General features: G+C 37.5%; 16 protein-coding genes and 4 pseudogenes. 11 read left to right on the top strand and 9 right to left on the bottom strand.

Annotation, left to right across the window (positions count from 1 at the left end; all coding sequences use genetic code 11):
• Positions 1-239 precede the first annotated feature (239 nt).
• Together ACSAZL_RS21775 and ACSAZL_RS21770 are read left to right on the top strand one after the other, a co-directional pair.
• Entirely contained in the window at positions 240-941 is a 702-nt protein-coding gene (locus ACSAZL_RS21775) for a hypothetical protein (RefSeq protein WP_440946628.1), read from the top strand.
• Between the two features lie 284 nt (positions 942-1,225).
• Positions 1,226-2,599, top strand: coding sequence for a TIGR04279 domain-containing protein (locus tag ACSAZL_RS21770; RefSeq protein ID WP_440946627.1), 1,374 nt, complete (start codon positions 1,226-1,228; stop codon positions 2,597-2,599).
• Positions 2,600-2,717: 118 nt separating this feature from the next.
• On the opposite strand, the gene ACSAZL_RS21765 is transcribed toward ACSAZL_RS21770, so the two are convergent.
• Both ACSAZL_RS21765 and ACSAZL_RS21760 read right to left on the bottom strand, forming a co-directional pair.
• A complete protein-coding gene (locus ACSAZL_RS21765) occupies positions 2,718-2,852 on the bottom strand; it encodes a hypothetical protein (RefSeq protein WP_440946626.1) in 135 nt (44 codons plus the stop codon).
• Between the two features lie 250 nt (positions 2,853-3,102).
• Positions 3,103-4,017: a glycosyltransferase family 2 protein gene (locus tag ACSAZL_RS21760; protein WP_440946625.1), complete on the bottom strand. Its 915-nt coding sequence runs from the start codon at positions 4,015-4,017 to the stop codon at positions 3,103-3,105.
• 818 nt (positions 4,018-4,835) lie between these two features.
• Here ACSAZL_RS21760 and opgC point away from each other — a divergent pair.
• A complete protein-coding gene (opgC, locus tag ACSAZL_RS21755; RefSeq protein ID WP_440946624.1) occupies positions 4,836-5,900 on the top strand; it encodes an OpgC domain-containing protein in 1,065 nt (354 codons plus the stop codon).
• A gap of 163 nt (positions 5,901-6,063) precedes the next feature.
• Here opgC and ACSAZL_RS21750 read toward each other — a convergent pair whose 3' ends face one another.
• Together ACSAZL_RS21750 and ACSAZL_RS21745 are read right to left on the bottom strand one after the other, a co-directional pair.
• On the bottom strand, positions 6,064-6,189 hold the full coding sequence (locus ACSAZL_RS21750) for a hypothetical protein (protein WP_440946623.1): 126 nt from the start codon (positions 6,187-6,189) through the stop codon (positions 6,064-6,066).
• A 14-nt stretch (positions 6,190-6,203) separates the two neighbouring features.
• Positions 6,204-6,368, bottom strand: coding sequence for a hypothetical protein (locus ACSAZL_RS21745; RefSeq protein WP_440946622.1), 165 nt, complete (start codon positions 6,366-6,368; stop codon positions 6,204-6,206).
• A 709-nt stretch (positions 6,369-7,077) separates the two neighbouring features.
• On the opposite strand from ACSAZL_RS21745, the gene wecB reads away from it, so the two are divergent.
• The 7 genes and pseudogenes from wecB (at position 7,078) to ACSAZL_RS21710 (ending at position 15,745) form a co-directional block, all read left to right on the top strand.
• Positions 7,078-8,199 (top strand): non-hydrolyzing UDP-N-acetylglucosamine 2-epimerase, encoded by a 1,122-nt coding sequence (gene wecB / locus ACSAZL_RS21740; RefSeq protein ID WP_440946621.1) that lies wholly within the window; start codon positions 7,078-7,080, stop codon positions 8,197-8,199.
• Between the two features lie 48 nt (positions 8,200-8,247).
• A complete protein-coding gene (locus ACSAZL_RS21735; protein ID WP_440946620.1) occupies positions 8,248-9,510 on the top strand; it encodes a nucleotide sugar dehydrogenase in 1,263 nt (420 codons plus the stop codon).
• 78 nt (positions 9,511-9,588) lie between these two features.
• The gene (locus tag ACSAZL_RS21730) at positions 9,589-10,713 is read left to right on the top strand and encodes a DegT/DnrJ/EryC1/StrS family aminotransferase (protein WP_440946619.1); all 1,125 of its coding nucleotides are present in this window, start codon (positions 9,589-9,591) and stop codon (positions 10,711-10,713) included.
• Positions 10,713-11,675, top strand: a complete 963-nt coding sequence (locus tag ACSAZL_RS21725; protein WP_440946618.1) for an NAD-dependent epimerase/dehydratase family protein — start codon at positions 10,713-10,715, stop codon at positions 11,673-11,675. Before ACSAZL_RS21730 ends, ACSAZL_RS21725 begins: the two co-directional genes overlap by 1 nt.
• A gap of 700 nt (positions 11,676-12,375) precedes the next feature.
• Positions 12,376-12,543 (top strand): annotated as a pseudogene (locus tag ACSAZL_RS21720) (DapH/DapD/GlmU-related protein); the annotation flags it as partial.
• Positions 12,544-13,006: 463 nt separating this feature from the next.
• Positions 13,007-14,278, top strand: a complete 1,272-nt coding sequence (locus tag ACSAZL_RS21715) for a glycosyltransferase (protein ID WP_440946617.1) — start codon at positions 13,007-13,009, stop codon at positions 14,276-14,278.
• Between the two features lie 15 nt (positions 14,279-14,293).
• On the top strand, positions 14,294-15,745 hold the full coding sequence (locus ACSAZL_RS21710) for a lipopolysaccharide biosynthesis protein (protein WP_440946616.1): 1,452 nt from the start codon (positions 14,294-14,296) through the stop codon (positions 15,743-15,745).
• Positions 15,746-15,863: 118 nt separating this feature from the next.
• Here ACSAZL_RS21710 and ACSAZL_RS21705 read toward each other — a convergent pair.
• From ACSAZL_RS21705 to istA, 3 genes and pseudogenes are all read right to left on the bottom strand, one after another.
• Positions 15,864-16,397: pseudogene (locus tag ACSAZL_RS21705) on the bottom strand (transposase); the annotation flags it as partial.
• Positions 16,398-16,549: 152 nt separating this feature from the next.
• Positions 16,550-17,008, bottom strand: a complete 459-nt coding sequence (locus ACSAZL_RS21700) for an ATP-binding protein (protein WP_440946615.1) — start codon at positions 17,006-17,008, stop codon at positions 16,550-16,552.
• Positions 17,005-18,252, bottom strand: coding sequence for an IS21 family transposase (istA, locus tag ACSAZL_RS21695; protein ID WP_440946614.1), 1,248 nt, complete (start codon positions 18,250-18,252; stop codon positions 17,005-17,007). Before istA ends, ACSAZL_RS21700 begins: the two co-directional genes overlap by 4 nt.
• Positions 18,253-18,488: 236 nt before the next feature.
• Between istA and ACSAZL_RS21690 the strand changes: the two are divergent.
• Positions 18,489-19,432: pseudogene (locus ACSAZL_RS21690) on the top strand (IS5 family transposase).
• 175 nt (positions 19,433-19,607) lie between these two features.
• On the opposite strand, the pseudogene ACSAZL_RS21685 reads toward ACSAZL_RS21690, so the two are convergent.
• Together ACSAZL_RS21685 and tnpA are read right to left on the bottom strand one after the other, a co-directional pair.
• Positions 19,608-19,815: pseudogene (locus tag ACSAZL_RS21685) on the bottom strand (IS256 family transposase); the annotation flags it as partial.
• 149 nt (positions 19,816-19,964) lie between these two features.
• Positions 19,965-20,429, bottom strand: coding sequence for an IS200/IS605 family transposase (tnpA, locus tag ACSAZL_RS21680; RefSeq protein WP_440946613.1), 465 nt, complete (start codon positions 20,427-20,429; stop codon positions 19,965-19,967).
• Positions 20,430-20,487: the final 58 nt, after the last annotated feature.

Here is a 20,487-nt window from a genome sequence, read left to right as displayed (position 1 = left end):
AGTGGGAGAATTTGCACTAAAAACCCAAGGATTAAAAAGAAAAGTCACATAAATATGGATGACTTATCTGGATATATTTGAGATTAAACATACTATGCAGAAGAAAAATATAGGAAAGGAGCTTCAAAATCTTGCTTTCAGAGGGAATAACATTCTTAAGACCAGTTTTTACTTTTCTCCGGAACCCATGGGATAGAAAAAAGCTTAGACTCCTGTTTTGGCTTTCTGTATTTATATCTTTGGTTGTTCTTCCGGGAACCGCAACTGCTAACAGCTGGGAACTTATCCCCGATACCCCGGTCGTTGGAGATACAATCGAAATAAGAGGGACTGATTTCACGGGAGAGACCGCAGACGTGCTGGTATCCTTTGAAAAAGATGTTCAGGTACTGGACGGCGGATATGAGTATCTACTTGAGGATGTGGAAATTCCGGCCGGGTTCAACAACCGTTTTACTGCGCAGGCGAAAGACGTCGATGACCTGAACGTGAGAGTAAAGATGATACTCTGGATAACCAGATCTGCAGAGGCAAAAGAAGGAACTGCCACAGTTTCCCAACCGGGTGTCCCTCCGGGAACTTATAAGATAAGGATCGATGGGAAATCAAAAGCCTCTGAGGTTAGACTCAAGATTACGGGCCTCCAGAAAGTGGAGCTTGACTCAGGGAATTTCAGCTATAAATACAATACAAAATCGATACCACCAGGCAATTTTGAAATAAAGGTAGGGGACGTTACCAGGCAGGTTACCCTCCGGCCGGCAGAAAACCTGTCTTCGGACATCAAAACCTCTTCGGAACAAAAACCCGATCAGGGCAAAAATCCTGCGGGAACGGAAACAGATCGTTTAAGAGCAGGGGAAAACTGGAACATATGGATTGGAGGGATCTTAACCGGAGTGATATTACTCCTGCTTTATTCAAGGGTTAAAAAGCGTTAAAGTAACGGGAGTTGCCGGAATAAAAAGAGTATATTTTTGCAATTAAAACGTCCGGGAAACCTTTTAAAAGATCTTAAATAGCGAACCCTTATTTTTAAGGAAAGATGTGAATGTTGAATAAAATTTAATTAAAAAAAATTAACAACTAAAACCCTTAAAAAGAACAAACTGCCTGAAATTAAGCAGGGAAGAGATCAACTAAGGGGTGATAGTAATTGGAAAAAAGAACAGGAATACATAATTGGCTTTGTAGAAAAACATTCAGGTTAACCTTAATAGTTTTTATGGTTGCTCTTTCATTCATTTCAATATCAGCGGCATTTTCCGAGGAAGAGCCCTGGATTGTAGTTATCGAAAAAAATGATGACAGCGTTTTTTTTGCAGACCACAATGAGAGCCTGACTGAAGGAGGCTGGATCCTTCTCAGCGGAGGAGAGGAAATTCAGCTTCCACAGCCTCTTAATTTCACATACAGCGGGACAGACAGCCTTAGCAGCGGGGGAGCTACCCTTGAGCTGAAATCAAATGCATCTTCCGGGAATGATACGAGACTGGTACTTACATATCCGTATTCAACCCATCCCTTTTATACTGAAAAAGAGAAAGTGAAGCTTGATTTCAAAGGACCTGCCGCTTTCGGGAAGCAGAAAGCGAATATTTACCTTATCGAGGGGCTTAATGCAGGTTCATTTAAAGAGGCTTTTAAGGATATCAGAGACGGGAACTCCGTGAGCTTCAAAGAAATCTTCGATAATAGTACGGACTCTACAAAACTGGTAGCTACCACGATCCTGAACAGGAACGGAGACCTTTCCTCCCCCCTGACTCTTGGCCCGCTCCCGGCCGGAAGTTACGGCGTACTCATAATGCTTGAGAGTGACGGGAATGGAAACTCCGGGTCTGAGAGAAAGGTTCTTTCAGCAACCTGTTTTGAGGTTATGGAATACGAACTGAAAATAGATTCTTCGAACAACCCCAAAGAATGTGAAAATCTTGAAGTCAACCTGGACCTGAAAAAAGCCCCGACTCAGGGGAGCTTCACATATGGAGCCCTGCTGATAAGGGAAGATGCTTACAGTGCGGAAATAAATGTAAGCTCCAACGGGACAGTAGTCGGGACCAGTGTTTTTGTTAATGGAATCGACATAATCAATGAGTTCGACATTAATTCCACATACTACGAGTCCAAACTCAGCAAAGATGAGCTCACCACCGAAATCCAGACCCTGATTGGAGAAGGCAACGGAACGATAAGCATAGGAGAAGAAAACCAGAACACGCTTTCCCTGACGACCTTCGACCTCCCCCCCGGAGACTATCTCCTTTTTGCAGCTGCCTATGAAAACGGCAAAGGCCTTGCCGGAATAGCTCAGAAAAAACTGACCATACAAGCAGCTAAAAGTTCAAAGAAGTCAGACAAAAAAGAGGAAGCAAACACCAACATATCAACAAAGAGTCAGAGTCCTTCCACTCTGGAAACTGAGCAGCCTATTATTGATTCCTCAAGCTCTTTTGGGCTGGAAGATCTCGAACCCCAGATAAGAGGAGAATCCCTGGAAGAAACTGTCAGGAAAGATCCTTCAAAGTTCGCTTCCTTCCTAATAGGCTTTGTGGGAACACTTTTGATAGGGATTCTTATATTGAAAAGAAATCGCTGAGGCAGGAAAAAACAGCAGAGGAAAGCTCAAACCTTGAGAAGGGACTGGAAAAAAGAGAAGGAATGCTCTAACCGGGAAATTGCCAGTTATTAAACCTTAATTTTTGTTTTTCCGGCCCCTAGCCCTCTACAATTTTGCCTACGGAACCCCTGGATGGGCTTCCTGTTTCTTTACAGCTGAAGAACAGTTCCGGCAGAGAAGCTAACAGCCTGAGCAAATAGGATGTAGCTGTGGCTTTTGATGCTTCGCTCAAGCAGACTAATTTGTAGCGCAGAAAAATAATTTTCTCAAACGGATTAAGGAAGAGAGAAAAGCAATCTGACCTGAAGGTACCAATATTCGAACCTCAATTTTTATTTATCTGCGTTCCCGGGAATTTCCGGAAAAAACGGTAATGCAGCTCTAACCGGCAAAGACAACACTGACCTGCCTGGCAACCGTTGCTTCTGCAAAAACGGCTTTAAAAAACTGCCATCTCCAGTTCAAGTACTCTTGTGATTAATTCATTTAAGATGCGTGCTCAGACAAGCTATGGAATGAAGCATGATCCCGGTAAAACTCATGAAGGTGCCGACAAGAGTTAGTAGAATCATCAAGACCGTAGGCCCGAAGTTCAGGCTCCCGCCAAGATAAAAAGTCCGTAGAAAACCCAGGCCCATGTATAAGCCGATACCCACGAAAAGGAAGCCGGGCAGGGTAAAGTAGTACAGAGGCTTATTAAACTCCATATCCTTAAAAATATTTAACAAAACAGTCAGGCCGTGCCTTAGCGGATGTTCGGTTGAGCCGTCGACATCGTACCTTACCCCTATAGGCACCTCTTTTACCCTTAACCCATTTCTTCCTGCGTCTGCAAGCATCTCGCTTTCTATTGCCATGCCCTGAGCATTAAAACGAAAGAGATCTTTCGTGGAGGCTGCAAAGGCACGGAAACCGCTCTGGGAATCGGTAATTTGTATCCCGGAGTTCATGACCGTGGCTTTGTCCAGAATAGTCTGGCCTATGCGTCGATACGCAGGCGTGTCTGTAGCGTGACCTGTCAGATAACGACTTCCATTAACCATGTCAGCTTCACCCTGGAGAATTGGGGCAACCAGCCTGGGGATGTCCGCAGGGTTGTGCTGCCCGTCCGAGTCCATGGTAACTATGATATCCGCACCTTCGGCAGCCGCAAACCCGGTCTTAAAAGCCATGCCCTTCCCCATATTAAGGGAATGCACAACTACCTCAGCCCCGGCGCTTGCAGCAATCTCAGCTGTTCTGTCCGAGCTGCCGTCGTCAACAACTATCACCCTGTCAGCATACTTCCTGGAAAGCAGGACGACGCTCCCTATGGACACCTCCTCATTGTAAGCCGGAAGAATTATGGTAACGTTATAGGAAGCAGCATGCCCTTCCTTGAAAAACTCCCACGGCATAAGAGATCGAAAACTATTTTCGGCTACCAGTTCTGTACCCGTTTTAATCTACCCCTATTGATGAATGGACGCGTAATCGGAATTATATTTTAGATATGAGGAGGAAAAGCAACATTCCCGTGCAAATAACTGAATTGTCCTCATATAAGTTCGTTTCAGGCATTGTTATCTAAAGTTAAGCAATATATAAGTATAAATATTCATCTGAAAGCGAAAATAAGAATAAAAATATATATTAGTGCTGAGAAAGGGACATTTTATTGAGAGATATAGTGTCTCTAGGATTAAACTTCTCATAACTGAGCACTTTTTTAAGAATAAGTAATCTGGCTGACAGTCCGCTGGAAAAAAGTAAACCAACACATTGAAAAACGGACCCAAAAACCTCTTTTATTTATTAAGTCAGCTGAATTTTTGCAGTACAATTATAGAAAACTTTTCTGGAAAACTTTTTGGGCCTATGATATATTTGGAGAAAAATTACATTTCAAAAATCATTATAAAAAATATTCATTATCAGAACGGAAGTCAGATTTAAATCAACAAAACCCGAGGGAGAAAAAGCAAGGCTGGAAAGTACCAAATACAAATCAAATAACTTAAATAACTGGAAAGTATAATTCACTAAAAATTAATTAAGCAGGATAATATTTCCTACAAGGAGGCACCATACTTCAATCCTTGCCATTATCCTGAAAAATCAATTCTCTTTTATCAGCAGATAAATAAAAGACAAACCTGACAACAACTGACAAGGGTTCAAAGATATAACTCAAGAGCATCTGCGATAAAAATCGTAAATAACGCGGGGTTAATAAATGGTTTTAGATCCATCCGGTCCGAAATACAAGTCAAACTCAAGATTACATGCCGTTGATATTTGCAGAGGATTGGCATTACTATTAATGATTGAAGGTCATATCCCCCAGTCCATAGGCTGGATATCCGACTGGGCATTCATTTTGGCCGGGCCATTTTTTTTAATTATCTCCGGCTTTAGTTACGATTTGTTTTTGTCGTCCAGGATGAAAAAGTCGTCCAAAAAGTACACCTTTTTGGAATCATTCTTCAGGGGATTTCTCATTTATATAATCCCATTAATACCCTACATAATAGTGGGGATCTTTTTCAGTTCTTATTTTTCTTCCGTAACAGGCCATACATATAAGCTAAATATTTTCCACTGGGGAATATTTCAGATTATCGGGGCGGGATATATTCTGGGGTTAGTGGTGCCCAATAATTTCAAATCAAAAATTCTCCTCACAATTTCAACATTTATCATATCGTATATAATTGTTAATTATTTTAGTGAATCCCTTACTTTCCTGATAAGCGGAGTTTTTCCCCTGTTCCCCTGGATCGGGTATTTTTTGTACGGACGCGTAGCTTATGAATTGTATCGGAGCGAACAACTGAAAGACGACAAAACCCTGTTGAGTTTTTCAGCTGCATTTCTAATTATAAGTTTATTGATATGCGAGATATTCAAGGTAAACCTGTCGTTACCTGCAAGAGGCCAGTTCCCGATGTTTTTGTTCTTAGGCAGCCTTCACTTTTTTATATTCTCCATACTTGTCGTATATGTAGACCATAAGCATTTTTACTTCAGTTCCGCAAATAAATTGGAGAACATAGGCAAGATCTGTTTTACAGCTTATTATATTCATTTTTTAGGCCTGTTTTTAATACAGAAATCAGTTTCAACGTTCTTCGAGAATTTGCTGCCTGCGATATCAAATTTGATTATTCTCTTAATAGTAGTCATAATTCTGGTACAGATTGAAAAAATCTGGAGGAATTACAATTATAGATTTGGATTTGAGTGGCTTCTCAGGAAAGGAACGGAAGGGTTTCTAAAATTAAGTAGAGTTCGAGGATGAAAAATATTGAAAGGATGAAAGAAAAATAAGAATTATCAAAAAGTTGATCATCGGGCACTTCCAAAAAACAGGAGAGGGAAAAATCCGGGAATACAACCTGTTGTAACAACATACAAAATTCCATTCATAAAATGTGGAGGATGAACCTGCCTCAAAGCCAATCTTAAAAGCCATGCCCTTTTCCATATTCAGGGCAGGCACAAAACATTTCAGCCCAGGCGCTTGCAGCAGTCTCAGCTGGCCTGCTCGAGCTGTCGTTATCAACAACTATCACCTTGCCAGTAATCAACAGCTGTCACCCTGTCAGCATACTCCCCCCACAAACAGGAAAACGCTTCCAATGGACACGTCTTCATTATAAGCCGGAAGAATCACGGTTATGTTATGGGAAGAAACCTGTTTTTCTGTGAAAAATTCCTGAGGAATAAAAAAATCAATAACCTCTTCCGGCACCAAGTCTGAATCCATTAATGTCCCTCTTAAATGAACGTGTAATCGGAATTAGAGTTTAAATCTCTTGATAAAAAGCAAGAATTAGGCATATAACACCAAAATGTTGTCATAAACATTTGTTCTCCGACTAATTTTCAAGGATGAAGAAATATATAAATATCAATATTCATCTGAAAATGCAGACATGAATAAAAATATATAGTATCGAAGAGAAAAATGTAGGCTGTTAGTAATTAGACTGTCATAAAGATTAAAAGAGAGATAGCAAACTTCTTTTGATAAAGTTATCAAAAAGAAAATCTACGGAAAAAAAGAGATAAACTCTTATATTCAGGAAAAGGCCACAAAAGTGGCTGAAATACACAAAAAACACCTAAATATTCCAATATTTACGATTAGAAGTATAGATAATTCGCTAAGAATTAATAGATCCAATTTTACCCTTTAAATCTCAATTTTTCAGTACAATTCTGAAAAACATTTTGAGTTCATGGTTTATTAGAGAATAATATTACAAAAATCGTCATAAAAATTTGTTCCAGTACAACTGTAACAAGACTATAAATTACAAGATGCTAATGAAAAAAACGGATCCAGTGAGTAATAAACTGGAACCAAATAACTTAAATAGATATTAAAGCATCATTAACTAAAAATTAATAATGTTTGAGAGCTAAAAACTAATAAGATTTAAGAGATCTTCCGGCAAGGACGCGGTAAAAATATGAAGATTGCAATTATTCTTGGTACCAGACCTGAGATCATAAAAATGAGCCCAATAATTAGAGAATGTGAAAAACAGGGCATAGAATATTACATACTGCATACAGGCCAGCACTACAGCTATGAGATGGACAAAATCTTTTTTGAGGAGCTGAAGCTTCCGCAGGCAAAGTACAATCTTGATGTAGGCTCAGGCTTCCACGGAAAACAAACCGCAAAAATGCTTGACAGGATCGAAGAAATCCTAATAAAAGACAGGCCGGATATCGTTCTTGTGCAGGGAGATACAAATACTGTTCTTGCAGGCACTCTTGCAGCGTCCAAACTCCAGATCAAAATAGGTCATGTAGAGGCAGGTCTAAGATCCTTCGACAGGACAATGCCCGAAGAGACAAACAGAATTATTGCAGACCACACTTCCGATTATCTTTTTGCTCCAACTGAAACTTCAAGAAAATACCTTTTAAATGAAGGCATTTCCCACGACAAAATCTTTGTTACAGGAAATACGGTTGTTGATGCAGCCTACCAAAACCTTGAAATCTCCAAAAATAGAGCCGATATTCTCAAAGAACTCGGATTAACAGAAAAAGAATACTTAGCAGCCACAGCCCACAGAGCCGAAAATGTTGACAGCAAAGAACGCCTAAACGGAATTCTTAAAGGCTTTTCTCAAATATATAAAGAATTCAGTCTTCCTATTATCTTTCCAGCCCATCCCAGAACCGTGAAAATGATCGGAGAATTCGGCTTCAAAGTGCCAGAAGGCACAAGATTGATCGAACCTCTTGGTTACCTGGAATTTTTACAGCTCGAAAGCGGAGCCAAGCTCATCCTTACAGACAGCGGAGGTGTACAGGAAGAAGCCTGTATCCTTAAAGTCCCCTGCGTGACGCTTCGGAACAATACCGAAAGGCCGGAAACGGTAGACGTCGGTGCTAATTTGATTGCGGGATGCGGGGAAAAAATCATCGAATGTGCAAGAAAAATGATCGAATCAGACTGCGAGTGGGAAAACCCATACGGAAACGGAAACGCTGCAGAACTGACCCTTCAGAACACAATGATAGACTATAATACTGAATTCCATAAAATGGAAAGCCCTGAACAAATGCAGTACTGAATATAACAAGGTTAGAATCATAAGTAGTATATTTAAAAGGTGGGAAAAATGTCAAAAATTTGTGTACTCGGCCAGGGATATATCGGCCTTCCTACTGCTCTTCTTTTTGCAAACAACGGCTGCGAAGTCGTGGGTATTGACGTGAACAAACATGTTGTCGACACCCTCAAAGCAGGCAAAATGCCCTTTGAAGAAACAGGCTTCCAAGAACTTCTGGACGGAGCCATTTCCAGAAAAACCTTCAGAGCAGAATCCTTTGTCGAAGAAGCCGACGTTTTTCTTGTAGCCGTTCCAACTCCTTTCGACTCCGAGATGCGGATGGCAGACCTCAGATATGTGATCTCTGCCTGTGAGATGATAGTCCCCCACCTGAGAAAAGACAACCTCGTAATCATCGAGTCAACAATCCCGCCCAACACCTGTGACAAGCAGGTAAAACAAATCTTGGAAAAATCCGGCCTCAAAATGTGCGAGGACTTCTACGTCTCCCACTGCCCCGAAAGAGCAATTCCCGGAAACACCCTCCGCGAAATGGTCTACAACGACCGCGTGATCGGCGGCGTAGACGAAAAGTCCACCCAGCTTACAGCCGACCTCTATGTGTCATTCGTGAAAGGCAACCTCCACCTCACAACCAGCACAACCGCCGAAATGATCAAACTCATGGAAAACACCTTCCGCGACGTCAACATCGCCCTTGCCAATGAGTTCACCCAGATTGCCGACGACTACAACATAAACGTATGGGAAGCCATCGAAATAGCAAACAAGCACCCCCGTGTAAACATCTTAAAACCCGGCCCCGGAGTAGGCGGCCACTGCATAGCCATCGACCCCTGGTTCCTTACCGAAAACGCAAACAACAGTAGCCTGATCATGATGTCCAGGCAGATCAACGACTCAATGCCCCAGTACGTTTTGAAGATGGTCAAAGAAATGCTTGCAGGCATTGAGAATCCGACAATTACTGTTTTCGGGGTTGCATATAAGGGAGATATCGCAGATACGAGAGCTACTCCGGCTAAGAAGTTTATCAAGCTTGCAGAAAAGGAAGGGTTCAGGGTTAAGATTTATGATCCTTTTGTGGAGGAGTGGAGCTATCCGATTCTAGGGTTGGAAGAGGCTGTGGAGGGGAGCGATTGTATTGTGGTGCTGACGGATCATTCGGAGTTTAGCAGTATGGAGCCAGAAATCTTCACCAGAAAAATGAGAAGACTAAACATAGTAGACACACGAAGTATTATTAACAAAAAGATATGGAAGAAAGTTGGATACACAATAAGATTGATTGGGACTAGCGGGCAAAAATAAATTTTATTGATTAAATAAAAAAGTTTCAATATTTTGTGATTACCATAAAAGAAATAAAAAATATGAGGAGAGTAAGTTTTGACATATCGGATTCCATTACTTAGACCATATTTTGATTCAGAGGAACTGTATGAGATTAGGAAGGTATTGGATTCTGGTTGGGTATCCCAAGGCCCTAAAGTAAAAGAATTTGAGAATGAAGTTGCAGATTACGTTGGTGCCAAGTATGCAATTGCTGTTACAAATTGCACAGCAGCACTCCATCTGGCACTATTAAGTCTCGATGTTAGCAAAGGAGACGAGGTTTTAGTAGCAGATTATACTTTCCCTGCTACAGGCCACTCAGTATTATATTGTGGTGCAAAACCAGTTTTTGTAGATATAGATCCAGCTACTTACAATATTGATCCTAATAAAATAGAAGAAAAAATAACTGAAAGTACAAAAGCAATTATTCCAGTTCACACATTTGGTCAACCTGCTGAGATGGATAAAATTATGGAAATTGCTAACGATTATAATCTTAAAGTCGTTGAGGATGCGGCCTGTTCCCTAGGTGCAGAGTACAAAAATAAGTACGTGGGAACTATTGGAGATCTAGGATGTTATTCATTTCATGCGAGGAAGGGAATCACAACCGGAGAGGGAGGGATGGTAGTTACCAATGACAGGAGATTTGCTGAAAAAGTAAGGTATTTGTCAGTTTTTGGCATGGAAACTGCTCATGAGCGAGAATCTGCAGATAAAATAACCATTCCCAGTTTTTCTGGTGTGGGGTATAACTATAAGATGAGTGACATCTCGGCTGCTGTTGGCGTGGCTCAGATGAAAAAAATAGAGCAGATAATTAAACGAAAGAGAGATTTGGCAAAATACTATGATGAAAAACTAAAGGATATTGATGGAATTAGTTCTCCATGGGTTCACGAGGACGTAACTCATGTGTACCAAAGTTATGTTACGCTTGTAGATAAGCAAATTAACAGAAACGAGTTAATAGATAAACTTCGTAACAAAGGTGTCCAAACTCAAATCGGAACTTATTCTTCATTTATCCAGCCAGTTTACAATTCCAAAGAAAAGTGTCAGAATTCTCTGGATGTATTTAGTAGGGCGCTAACTCTCCCTATATATTATACATTAAAGGAAGAAGAGATTGATTTTGTTTGTAGGACGTTAATGACTACTTTGAGGGATATGTAATGGTTATAAAAAAAAAAAAGATCTTTTTAACAGGTGGTAGTGGCTTCATAGGGACTAAAATTGTTGAGCGCCTGATCGAAGATAACGAGATAGTAGTATACGATACACTACAAAGAAATTCACTGAAAAACACTAACATACTTGAGCATCCAAACTTAGATCTCATAAAAGGGGATGTTTTAGATTTTGAAAAACTTAAAGATTCGATTAAAGGTTCAGAAATAGTAATCCATCTCGCTGCAATAGCAGGTATAGATACTGTAATAAAGAGCCCAACAAAAACTATGAGTGTAAATTATATTGGGACAAGTAATGTACTGAAAGCTGCAAGTGAACTAAAAAATATATATCGATTCATAGATTTTTCAACAAGCGAAGTATATGGATCTTATGCATACAAAAGAGATGAATCAGATGTAACAACAATGGGAGCTGTTGGAGAAGCAAGATGGACTTATTCGATAAGTAAACTAGCAGCTGAACATTTGACACACAGTTATCATAAAGAGTTTGGATTGCCGACTATATCTATAAGGCCCTTCAATATATATGGCCCCGGCCAGATTGGAGAAGGTGCTATACATAATTTCATAAAAAGGGCGATTAATAATGAAGATATTTTAATTCATGGAGATGGAGACCAGATTCGTTCCTGGTGTTATGTGGACGACATAGTCGATGGAATAATTTTATGCCTTGAAAATAAACAAGGCATAGGCCAAGTTTTCAATATAGGGAATCCGAGAGCAACCATTACAATACTAAGCTTAGCAGAAAAAATAAAAAGTATTGCAGAATCGAGTAGTGAAATTATTTTCGTGCCCAAGAATTATGTTGATGTTGAACTTCGTATACCAGACATAAAAAAATCTAAAGAGCTTTTGGGATATTCACCTAAAATCGACTTGAATGAAGGGCTCAAAAAAACAATTGAATGGTATAAGAAGAATTCATACTTTTAAGAACACTATATATTGAACATAAAAACTTAACAATTCTGAAAAGTACTAAATTACAGGTTGTTACCGCTCAAAAGATCGATGAAAATAACTTTAACACAATAAAAGTTGATATGATATATAAGAAATCCGCTAAAAGATTCATGAAAAAAGACCATATAATTAAAAGATAGAATATAGAGATATTATAGCAATAGTCTTCAATTGGCATGAAAAGATTACATTGAAATTACGATGAACTAACTAATTGTAGAAAAGCTAATTTCAAAACTAATTTTTTTATCACAACGAAACAAGATTTAAATTTTGACATTAATTATTTTTAATGCGAAACAGTGTTAATATGATCTTTGAAAATAATAAATTATATAGAAGTCATGGAAATGGTTCGTATCAAAGAGAAGATTTCCGAAAAGTAGGAAAAAATATTGTTTTTGAAGACAATGTGCTTATTTTTCACCCTGAAAATATAGAAATTGGCAACAATGTGTATATTGGTCATAATACTATTCTCAAAGGATATCATAAAAAAGAAATGATAATAGGAGACGAAACTTGGATAGGCCAATCTTGTTTTATCCATAGTGCAGGAGGAGTATATATTGGAAAAGCTGTAGGGATAGGGCCAGGCGTGAAGATATTAACCTCAGTACACAGCGAAGAAGAACTTTCAAAACCAATTTTGTTCTCAAAATTGAAATTTGATTCAGTTATTTTAGAAGACGGATGCGACATTGGAATAGGATCTATAATCCTTCCTGGGGTTTTGATAGGAGAAGGAGCAATTATTGGGGCTGGGTCCGTAGTCACCAAAGATGTAGAAGCTTACACTGTCGTAGCAGGAAATCCCGCAAAACTATTGAGGAAAAGAAAAGAAATGATGTAAGAAAATACGGTAATGTGGCGAAAATTCTGAAAACTTAAAGTCAATTTTTTGGAGACTGTATGTAAAACTAATCTACGGGTCTTTTATTTTTAACTCAAAAATTTCTTAAAATTTGTATTTTACAAACAATGGCACACTGCTGAAAATACTATATTTCTGAGAATATATCTGCAAATAACATATATAGTGTATCAGATTAGACTTATGCACAAAGTTAAAAACCAGTGTATTGGAATTCAACAATTTAAAATGTAAATTTAGTAAAATTCATCTTATACTTGAGTTTTTGTTCGAGAGATATGAGTTTTACGATAGAGAAATCGGCATGTGACTAATATTTAAAAAAGGTAATATTTACCATAAATTAAAAATTGTGTGTAATATTAATTAGACAGAACAAGTTAAATGTTTAGAAATATTATTATACAGTTAACATTGAGTAGATAAGATGAAAAAAAACCGCATATTGTTAGGCCTCCGTGAAATCGGAGAATATAATAGAAATCTAAAAGAGGGATTTCAAGAATTGGGTATAAGATGTACTTTCATTGATTTAGCCTACAGCCCATTTCAATATACTGGCAGCGACACACCAAATATCATAGTTTCCTTAAAGAAGTGGACAAATAAGAAAACACTATTAACTGAAAAAACATGTGTAAAGAATTCTTGCTTTATACTATCTCACATACTTGATTTTCCATTGTTCATATGGGCATTATTTAGATTTGATGTTTTTATATTTAGTTTTGGGGAATCATTTTTAAATTACTTAGATTTACCAATTTTAAAATTATTCCATAAAAAAATTATTTTTGTATTTTTTGGCTCAGACTCGCGTCCCCCTTACATTGGGTTAGATCTCGTGAAAGAAAAAAAAGACACCATACCTAAACATATAAAGAGAATCTTAAATAAGAAAAGAAGAATCCAGAAAATAGAAAAATATGCAGATATAATTGTCAATCATCCTCCTACTTCTCATTTTCATGAAAGAAAAATCATTCAATGGTTAATAATCGGAATCCCAAAGAAATATACTCTACATAACAATAGCATAACTAAAAATAGAAATTTAGAGATAAAAATTCTTCATGCACCTTCTAATCCAGCGGCAAAAGGTACAGAAATAATCCGAAAATCAATAAAATCGCTTCGCGAAAAAGGTTATTCAATTAATTACACAGAGATTACAGGCAAACCACACTCGATTGTCATAAGTGAATTACAGAAATGTGATTTTATTGTAGATCAAATATATTCCGATACTCCAATGGCTACACTTGCAACTGAAGCTGCATGGCATGGAAAACCATCTGTTGTAGGGGGATACTATATAGACCATATATATAATGATACTCCACAAGAGACGATCCCACCCAGCTTATACTGCCATCCTGATGAGATAGAGAATTCTATTGAAAAGATGATTGTTGATGAACCCTTCCGAAAAGATCTTGGAAAAAAAGCAATGGAATTTGTTCAGAAAAATTGGAGCCCTGAAAAAGTTGCAGCAAGATATTTAAGATTAATAGAGGGAGATATCCCAGAATCATGGTATTATGACCCATATAGTATTCGATATTTACATGGTGCAGGAGTATCTGAAAGTCTAATTAAGGATAATATGAAAGCTATTATTGAGTATGGTGGAATTGAATCACTTCAGTTATCAGACAAACCTGAACTAGAAAAAGAATTCGAAAATTTTACATATTGATGACGTGTTTTTATGTTGAGAAAAATAATCAAGGATTCCTCAATCTACTCAGCAAGTAATATTTTAGTTTCTGTTATTTCTATATTTCTTGTACCACTTTATACAAGAGTATTTATTCCAGCAGACTATGGTATTATTGACATTCTGAATATTGTAGCTTCGTTATTAAATATCACGATATCACTTGAAATATCACAAGCTGTTGGGCGCTTTACAACAGATAAAGAGAATAAATATGAGAAGTCAGCTTACTTCTCAACAGCTTTATTTTTTTCAATTTTAGCCTATAGTATATTCACTATTATTGCAATAGTGAATTCAGAATATTTGAGTCAACTAATTTTAGATAGTAGGGAATTATCAAAAATTACGACTGTAGCGTTCTTGTCAATTTGGGCAAATGGACTGTTTTATTTGATCAAAGGACAATTAAGATGGAATTCAAGACCTTTTAAATATGGTATTATTAGCTTATTATATTCGCTAATTTCCATCTTGATTACAGTTTTGTTAGTGCTCATAATTAAAATAGGAATTATTGGCATATTTTATGGCCAATTTATAGCAGGTTTTATTGGCTCATTACTGTCGCTTTATTACATTAAAGATTCATTTGTTTTTATTTTTGATAGCAAAAAATTAATCAAAATGTTAAAATTTTCTATTCCTCTTGTGCCTTCTAGCGTAGGTGTTTTTTTATTTGTATATGTTGATAGAATAATTATAAAGCAACTGATGACCTTTAACGACATCGGGCTTTATGGCATAGGATACAAGATGGCTTCAATAATGAGTTTATTGATTGGGGGAACTCAAATGGCACTAACTCCAATCATATATAATCATTACAATGAAAAAAACACACCCTTTGAAATAGCAAGGCTAGCTCGTTATTTCGTACTCTTTGCTTTTATAATGATTTTAGGAATGAGTTTATTTGCAAAAGAAATATTGATGGTTCTTACAACTCCTATTTATTATGGAGCAGCTGAAGTTGTTCCTTTTCTTGTTTTTTCAATGTTTCTTTCTGGAGTTTATGTTTTTGCACCAGGATTATGGATTATAAAGAAAACAAAGATTATTGCACTTATCAATATAGGAGCAGCAGTTCTAAACACTATACTTAATTATTTATTAATTCCAATATTGGGAATAAAAGGAGCAGCAATAGCCACATTGACAGGTGCTTTTATTACATTCTATACAAACCAAACTTTAAGCCAAAAATATTATCCAATTAAATATCCATGGGAAAAAATTATTCATAGCTTGTGTATTATTTTATTAATTCTGTCATTAAATAGCGTTTTCTCAAACATTCCATATTATAAATCCATTATTTTAAAGATATTTTTAATGTTCACTGGCACATTTGGCATTATTTATATATTGATGAATAAAAATGAATACCTAAAGATTAGAAAAGAAATAAAAAACTTATCGAACAGTGTACCTAAATTTTTGTAAAAATGTACTCAGAGAATTTCGAGAAACCTCACTGAGAATGCTCATTAGGGGGAAGAGACTGGAGGTGTGCCTTAATTTCGGTAAAATTCTCTCTGTACCCTTTACTCTTCTTTTTTGATTACTGCTCCATTATTATATACCTCTTTCCAGTAATCCATTCTTCATTAATATCAATCAGTATTGAGACAACGAGTCTCAATACTGATTCTTAACTCGGGAATGCCCCTACTACCTTTGTTCTTCTTTTTATCTCTTTGTTAGTTCTCTCCATAATATTTGTTGTCCTTATTCATCTCCAATGCTTATTGGAAATTGCATATAATTTATTATATCATACTGGAAACTTTCAAGGGTACCAGCTGCGCTTAATTAACTTGACACCTCTTAACCCTCTTTCTTTCAGGTCTTCGAAGAGATCTTGCCAGAATAGAGAGTCTTCACTGTCTGCTAATCTTGCTCCAAGAATCTCACGATAACCGTCGTCCCTGACTCCAGCAACTATGAAAAGAGCTTTATTTTCGTAGTGAAGTCCATCTCTCACTTTTAAATAAGTTGCATCAACGAAAAGATAAGGAATTTCGTGTTCTATTGACTTTGATAAGAACTCTTCAACCTTTTCATCCAGTTCTTTGGTAATTCTGGAGACACTGTTCCTGATAAATTCGAATTTGTATTCACACCTAAGAATGCTTCATGGCTAAATATAATTGTCAAGGCCGGTTTACTTTTCCCCATTTTGGCCGGATTAATTTTCCCCACCTTCAGATATAAATTTTGCTTAATTTTCCGTAAACTTATTAGAAATTACTGGTAAATATTTCCTGTTTTTAGACCCTGTTTTTTCCTTTCTTTGAGTCTGTAACTTTCTCCTTTGATGTTAATCGTCGTAGAATGATGGAGTAAACTATCAAGTACAGCAGCCGCTATTACATGATCCTTGAATATCTCTCCCCATTCTCCATACGACTTATTTGATGTCAAGATCGTTGAACTTTTTTCATAACGTCTGGATATCAGCTGAAATAGGCAGTAAGCTCCTTCTTCGTCAAATGGGAGATATCCTATTTCGTCAATAATCAGCACTTTAAATTTCATCAGGCCTTTGAGCTTCTTTTCCTGTTCAAACAGATAATCAAGGACTTCCATTGTTGTCTTGTTGTCCCTTGCAGCAATTTCAAGATAGTTGTCAAGGAGCTCTTCAACAGTATTCAGTTTCAGGTACTGCAGGTTATTGTGAAGTCTCTCATAACTGAAGTTGTTCATTCAAAACTCCCCTGGCTAAATGTTTCATAGACATCAAGAGACCTTTTTTCAACTTCAGGACCTGAGAATTTCAACGGAATCTGTGAATTTTTCTTGCATTTTGAGTTCTCTTTAAGGATCTCACTCAGGAGACCCTGGAAATGTTCCTTTTTCCTGGCAACTCTGCAATTACCTGGAAGAATTTCGTGTTCACAGATTTTCTCATAATCAACATAGACTTCGAATATTCCTTCAAAGATCTGAAGCTCTGCAGTTCTTCCTGCAAACCTGTAAGGAACAGAATACTTATTTCCAAGAAAAGAAATATAACAGTCTCTGGAGACCTTCCTGGTCTCCTTATGGACAACTTTGTAAAGAGGGATTTGATCCAGAAGGCTCAGGTTCTCCTCCTTAAAGCGTTCAAGAGGGATTTGATAGGTTGTTCCATGGACAGTTGAGTTTACTCTTTCCAACCAGCTGTGAACTTGGGCGTTCAGGTCTTCGAGAGAGGTAAACCTTCTTCCAAGGAAGAAATCCCTTTTGACGTAACCTACCGTATTTTCAATCTTGCCTTTTGTTTGAGGCCTGTAAGGCCTGCATAATCTGGGAATAAAACCAAAGGATTTGAAGAAATCCTCAAACTGTGAATTCCATTCAGAATCAGATGATTTTAAGGCTCTTTTGATAACAACCTGTTTCATGTTATCATAGAGAATTTCCTGTGTAAATCCTCCGAAGTATTCAAAGGCATTCAGATGACACTGAATAAGAGTTGGAGTGTCTATGCTCAGTGTAAATTCAATGTATCTCATTCTGGAATATCCAAGAATCATGTTGAAGCAAAAGAGTTTCTTTACCTTTCCATCAACCTCAACTGTTCCCATCTCTGCCCAGTCAACCTGAGCCTGTACACCCGGTTTTGTTTCATAGCGGAGTACGGCAGGAATTCCCTGCTCAGGTCGGACTTTTTGTACGAAGTCCTTAACGATGATGGTTTTTCCTCCATCAAAATCCATTTCTTTGATTTCCCGATAGAGGCGAGCAGCAGTATAGGGACCTTCTTTGAGTTTTTCAAGAATATAAGGTTTGAAAGGATCAAGCTTGCTCTTTCTTCCAGAACGTTTCTGGGGTTCAGGCAAGGTTTTCAGCCGAAGATATTTCCTCACAGTTTTCCTGTCAAAGCCTGTTTGCCTGGAGATTTCACTGATGCCAAAGCCTTGTGAATACAAATCTCGTATCAATAGCCATTCCTCCATTTTCAACATTATTTATAATCCTCGAGCTTTTCTCAAGGATTGAAAATTGGGGAATTTTAATCCGGCTAAAATGAGGAATTATTCACCGGCATTGACATTACGAAAAGCCAGTCATTTTTACATGGAAATAAAAAATGAAAGAAAGGGACGAAATGCCTAGCGGAATTACAGAGAATTTCGATAGACCTCCTCTCGGTTTGCACATTAAGGAGGGTATTTAAATCTCACTAAATTAATTTTAATCTATGAAAACGTTTACTGATTTTGCTCTTAAAGAGGAATACAAACGTATTCAATTGATTGGAGATAACCTTTCTGAACTTGAATCCTTAATCGACTGGAAACTTTTTCGTTTGATTTTAGGACCTATGTATGTAAACAAAACCGCTTCAGGCGGTAGGCCTGAAGTTGATGTCATTGTAATGTTTAAGATGCTTTTTTTACAGCAATGGCATGGTCTTTCAGACCCAGAACTTGAGAAGCAGTGTATTGATCGTCTTTCTTTCCGGAATTTTCTCGGTTTTCCTGATTATATCCCAGAAAGTACTACTGTCTGGTCATCAGAAAGAGAATTATCGATAACGGGAAAGAAGAGGAAATATGGGGAGAGTTACAAAGGCAACTTGATTCTCTTGGTTTGAAAATCAAAAAAGAAATGATTCAGGACGCTACTTTTATTCATTCCGATCCGAGACATGCTAAAGCTGACAAGCCGAGAGGAAATGAAGCAAAAAAAAGAAGAAGCAGAGATGGAACCTGGACAAAGAAGGGAAGTAAATCACATTTTGGTTATAAACTACATAGCATAATAGACAGAGATTATGAACTGATCCGAAGATTCAAAACAACAACAGCGTTAGTTCATGATTCTCAAGTTGATTTGTCCGAGGAAAATGAAGTGGTTTACAGAGATAGAGGATACTTTGGAGCAGAAGCAAAAGGTTTTGCTGCAACAATGAAAAGAGCAGTTAGAGGACAACCATTGGAAATAAAGGATATAATCAGAAACAAGAGGATTAGTTCAAAGAGAGTTCCAGGGGAAAGAGTTTATGCAGTAACGAAAAACGTATTTAATTCAGGAACGGTTCTTGTTACCACTGTTGAAAAGGTGAATGTGAAGATGTTGTTTACGGCTCTTAGTTATAATCTGCATCAACTGAGGACATTGAAAAGGAAAAGAGTGTTTTAAGGATAGCGGGAGTATCCTTAAGGTAAGAAAATAATGATCAAAAGAACTAAAAAAGAGAACTCAAAAGAGAAATTCGCGGGAAATGTTGAAGGAAAATTCCCACAAAGAAAAAAATGAGAGGTAAATCGAAATCCTCTAAAATAGAATTTAAAGGGAATTAATTAGGAATCGATGCACTAGCTTTACGAAAATTGGTAATCTCACAACGTTTTGCACCAGATTGGAGGAGGGCTTCCTCCTCCATTACGAGGTTTAAAAACCAAGTAATTAACTGGCGAATTCCATCTTCCTGATCGAAAAGATAATCATTTATAAATAAGAAGATATTAATCATTGACTTTGCATCATTTTTTTTTGGTAAAAGAAAAAGGATACAGAGTCAATCATATTTTACAGAACTTTCGGTACACTACCTCTTTTTGAGCTTCTTTGACAATCCTTTTGATTCTCTTTTCAAAAATCAAATTGCGGACGGCCACCCTACCTTAAAAGGTAGGGTATGCTTCGGGCCGTCCGCCGATTTCTGGGGAAGTTAGAAATCGGTTAGTTTCAATTGTCCAGATTTCTTTATTCTATTAGATCTAATCTCTTTTTTTGGTTTTCCTTGGGATTCGTTAATATAATGCCTGATTGTGTCAGCAGTTACATTCCCAATTGATCTATAGAACTTGCCACTTGACCATAAACTTCCACCCCAGTATTTTTCCCTTAATTCAGGATGAAGCTTAAATAATCTGTAAGAACTTCCTCCTTTTAGGTGTTGAATTACCTTGGATAGTGAAGTGCTTGGATGGAATTCCACAAACAAGTGCACATGATCTTCTACTACTTCCATGGCATGTATTCTATAGCCTTTCTCAGTACAAATGTTTTTGAGGATTGATTCGCAATCCTTTTTAACTTTCTTGTTGTAGAATATTTTGAATCTGTACTTAGGCGCCAATGCGATGTGGTAGGTGATCTGACCATAGCCATGGCTAAAACTACGCAATTCCAATGCTTATCACATCCTAGCCATAGGTGGCTGCAACCCCCCTGTGGCTATGGTGTCAAAA

The organism is Methanosarcina mangrovi, assembly GCF_052057765.1.
Taxonomy (GTDB): Archaea; Halobacteriota; Methanosarcinia; order Methanosarcinales; family Methanosarcinaceae; genus Methanosarcina.
The sequence above is the reverse complement of the archived record's forward strand: the minus strand, read 5'-3'. Positions and strand labels throughout refer to the sequence as shown.

What these genes read in the sequence shown, in the direction of transcription:
- ACSAZL_RS21745 (WP_440946622.1), bottom strand. Translation starts at nt 6,368, where the DNA reads ATGGATTCAGACTTGGTGCCGGAAGAGGTTATTGATTTTTTTATTCCT.
- opgC (WP_440946624.1), top strand. Translation starts at nt 4,836, where the DNA reads ATGGTTTTAGATCCATCCGGTCCGAAATACAAGTCAAACTCAAGATTA.
- ACSAZL_RS21700 (WP_440946615.1), bottom strand. Translation starts at nt 17,008, where the DNA reads ATGAACAACTTCAGTTATGAGAGACTTCACAATAACCTGCAGTACCTG.
- ACSAZL_RS21725 (WP_440946618.1), top strand. Translation starts at nt 10,713, where the DNA reads ATGGTTATAAAAAAAAAAAAGATCTTTTTAACAGGTGGTAGTGGCTTC.
- ACSAZL_RS21760 (WP_440946625.1), bottom strand. Translation starts at nt 4,017, where the DNA reads ATGCCGTGGGAGTTTTTCAAGGAAGGGCATGCTGCTTCCTATAACGTT.
- ACSAZL_RS21715 (WP_440946617.1), top strand. Translation starts at nt 13,007, where the DNA reads ATGAAAAAAAACCGCATATTGTTAGGCCTCCGTGAAATCGGAGAATAT.
- wecB (WP_440946621.1), top strand. Translation starts at nt 7,078, where the DNA reads ATGAAGATTGCAATTATTCTTGGTACCAGACCTGAGATCATAAAAATG.
- ACSAZL_RS21735 (WP_440946620.1), top strand. Translation starts at nt 8,248, where the DNA reads ATGTCAAAAATTTGTGTACTCGGCCAGGGATATATCGGCCTTCCTACT.
- ACSAZL_RS21770 (WP_440946627.1), top strand. Translation starts at nt 1,226, where the DNA reads ATGGTTGCTCTTTCATTCATTTCAATATCAGCGGCATTTTCCGAGGAA.
- istA (WP_440946614.1), bottom strand. Translation starts at nt 18,252, where the DNA reads ATGTTGAAAATGGAGGAATGGCTATTGATACGAGATTTGTATTCACAA.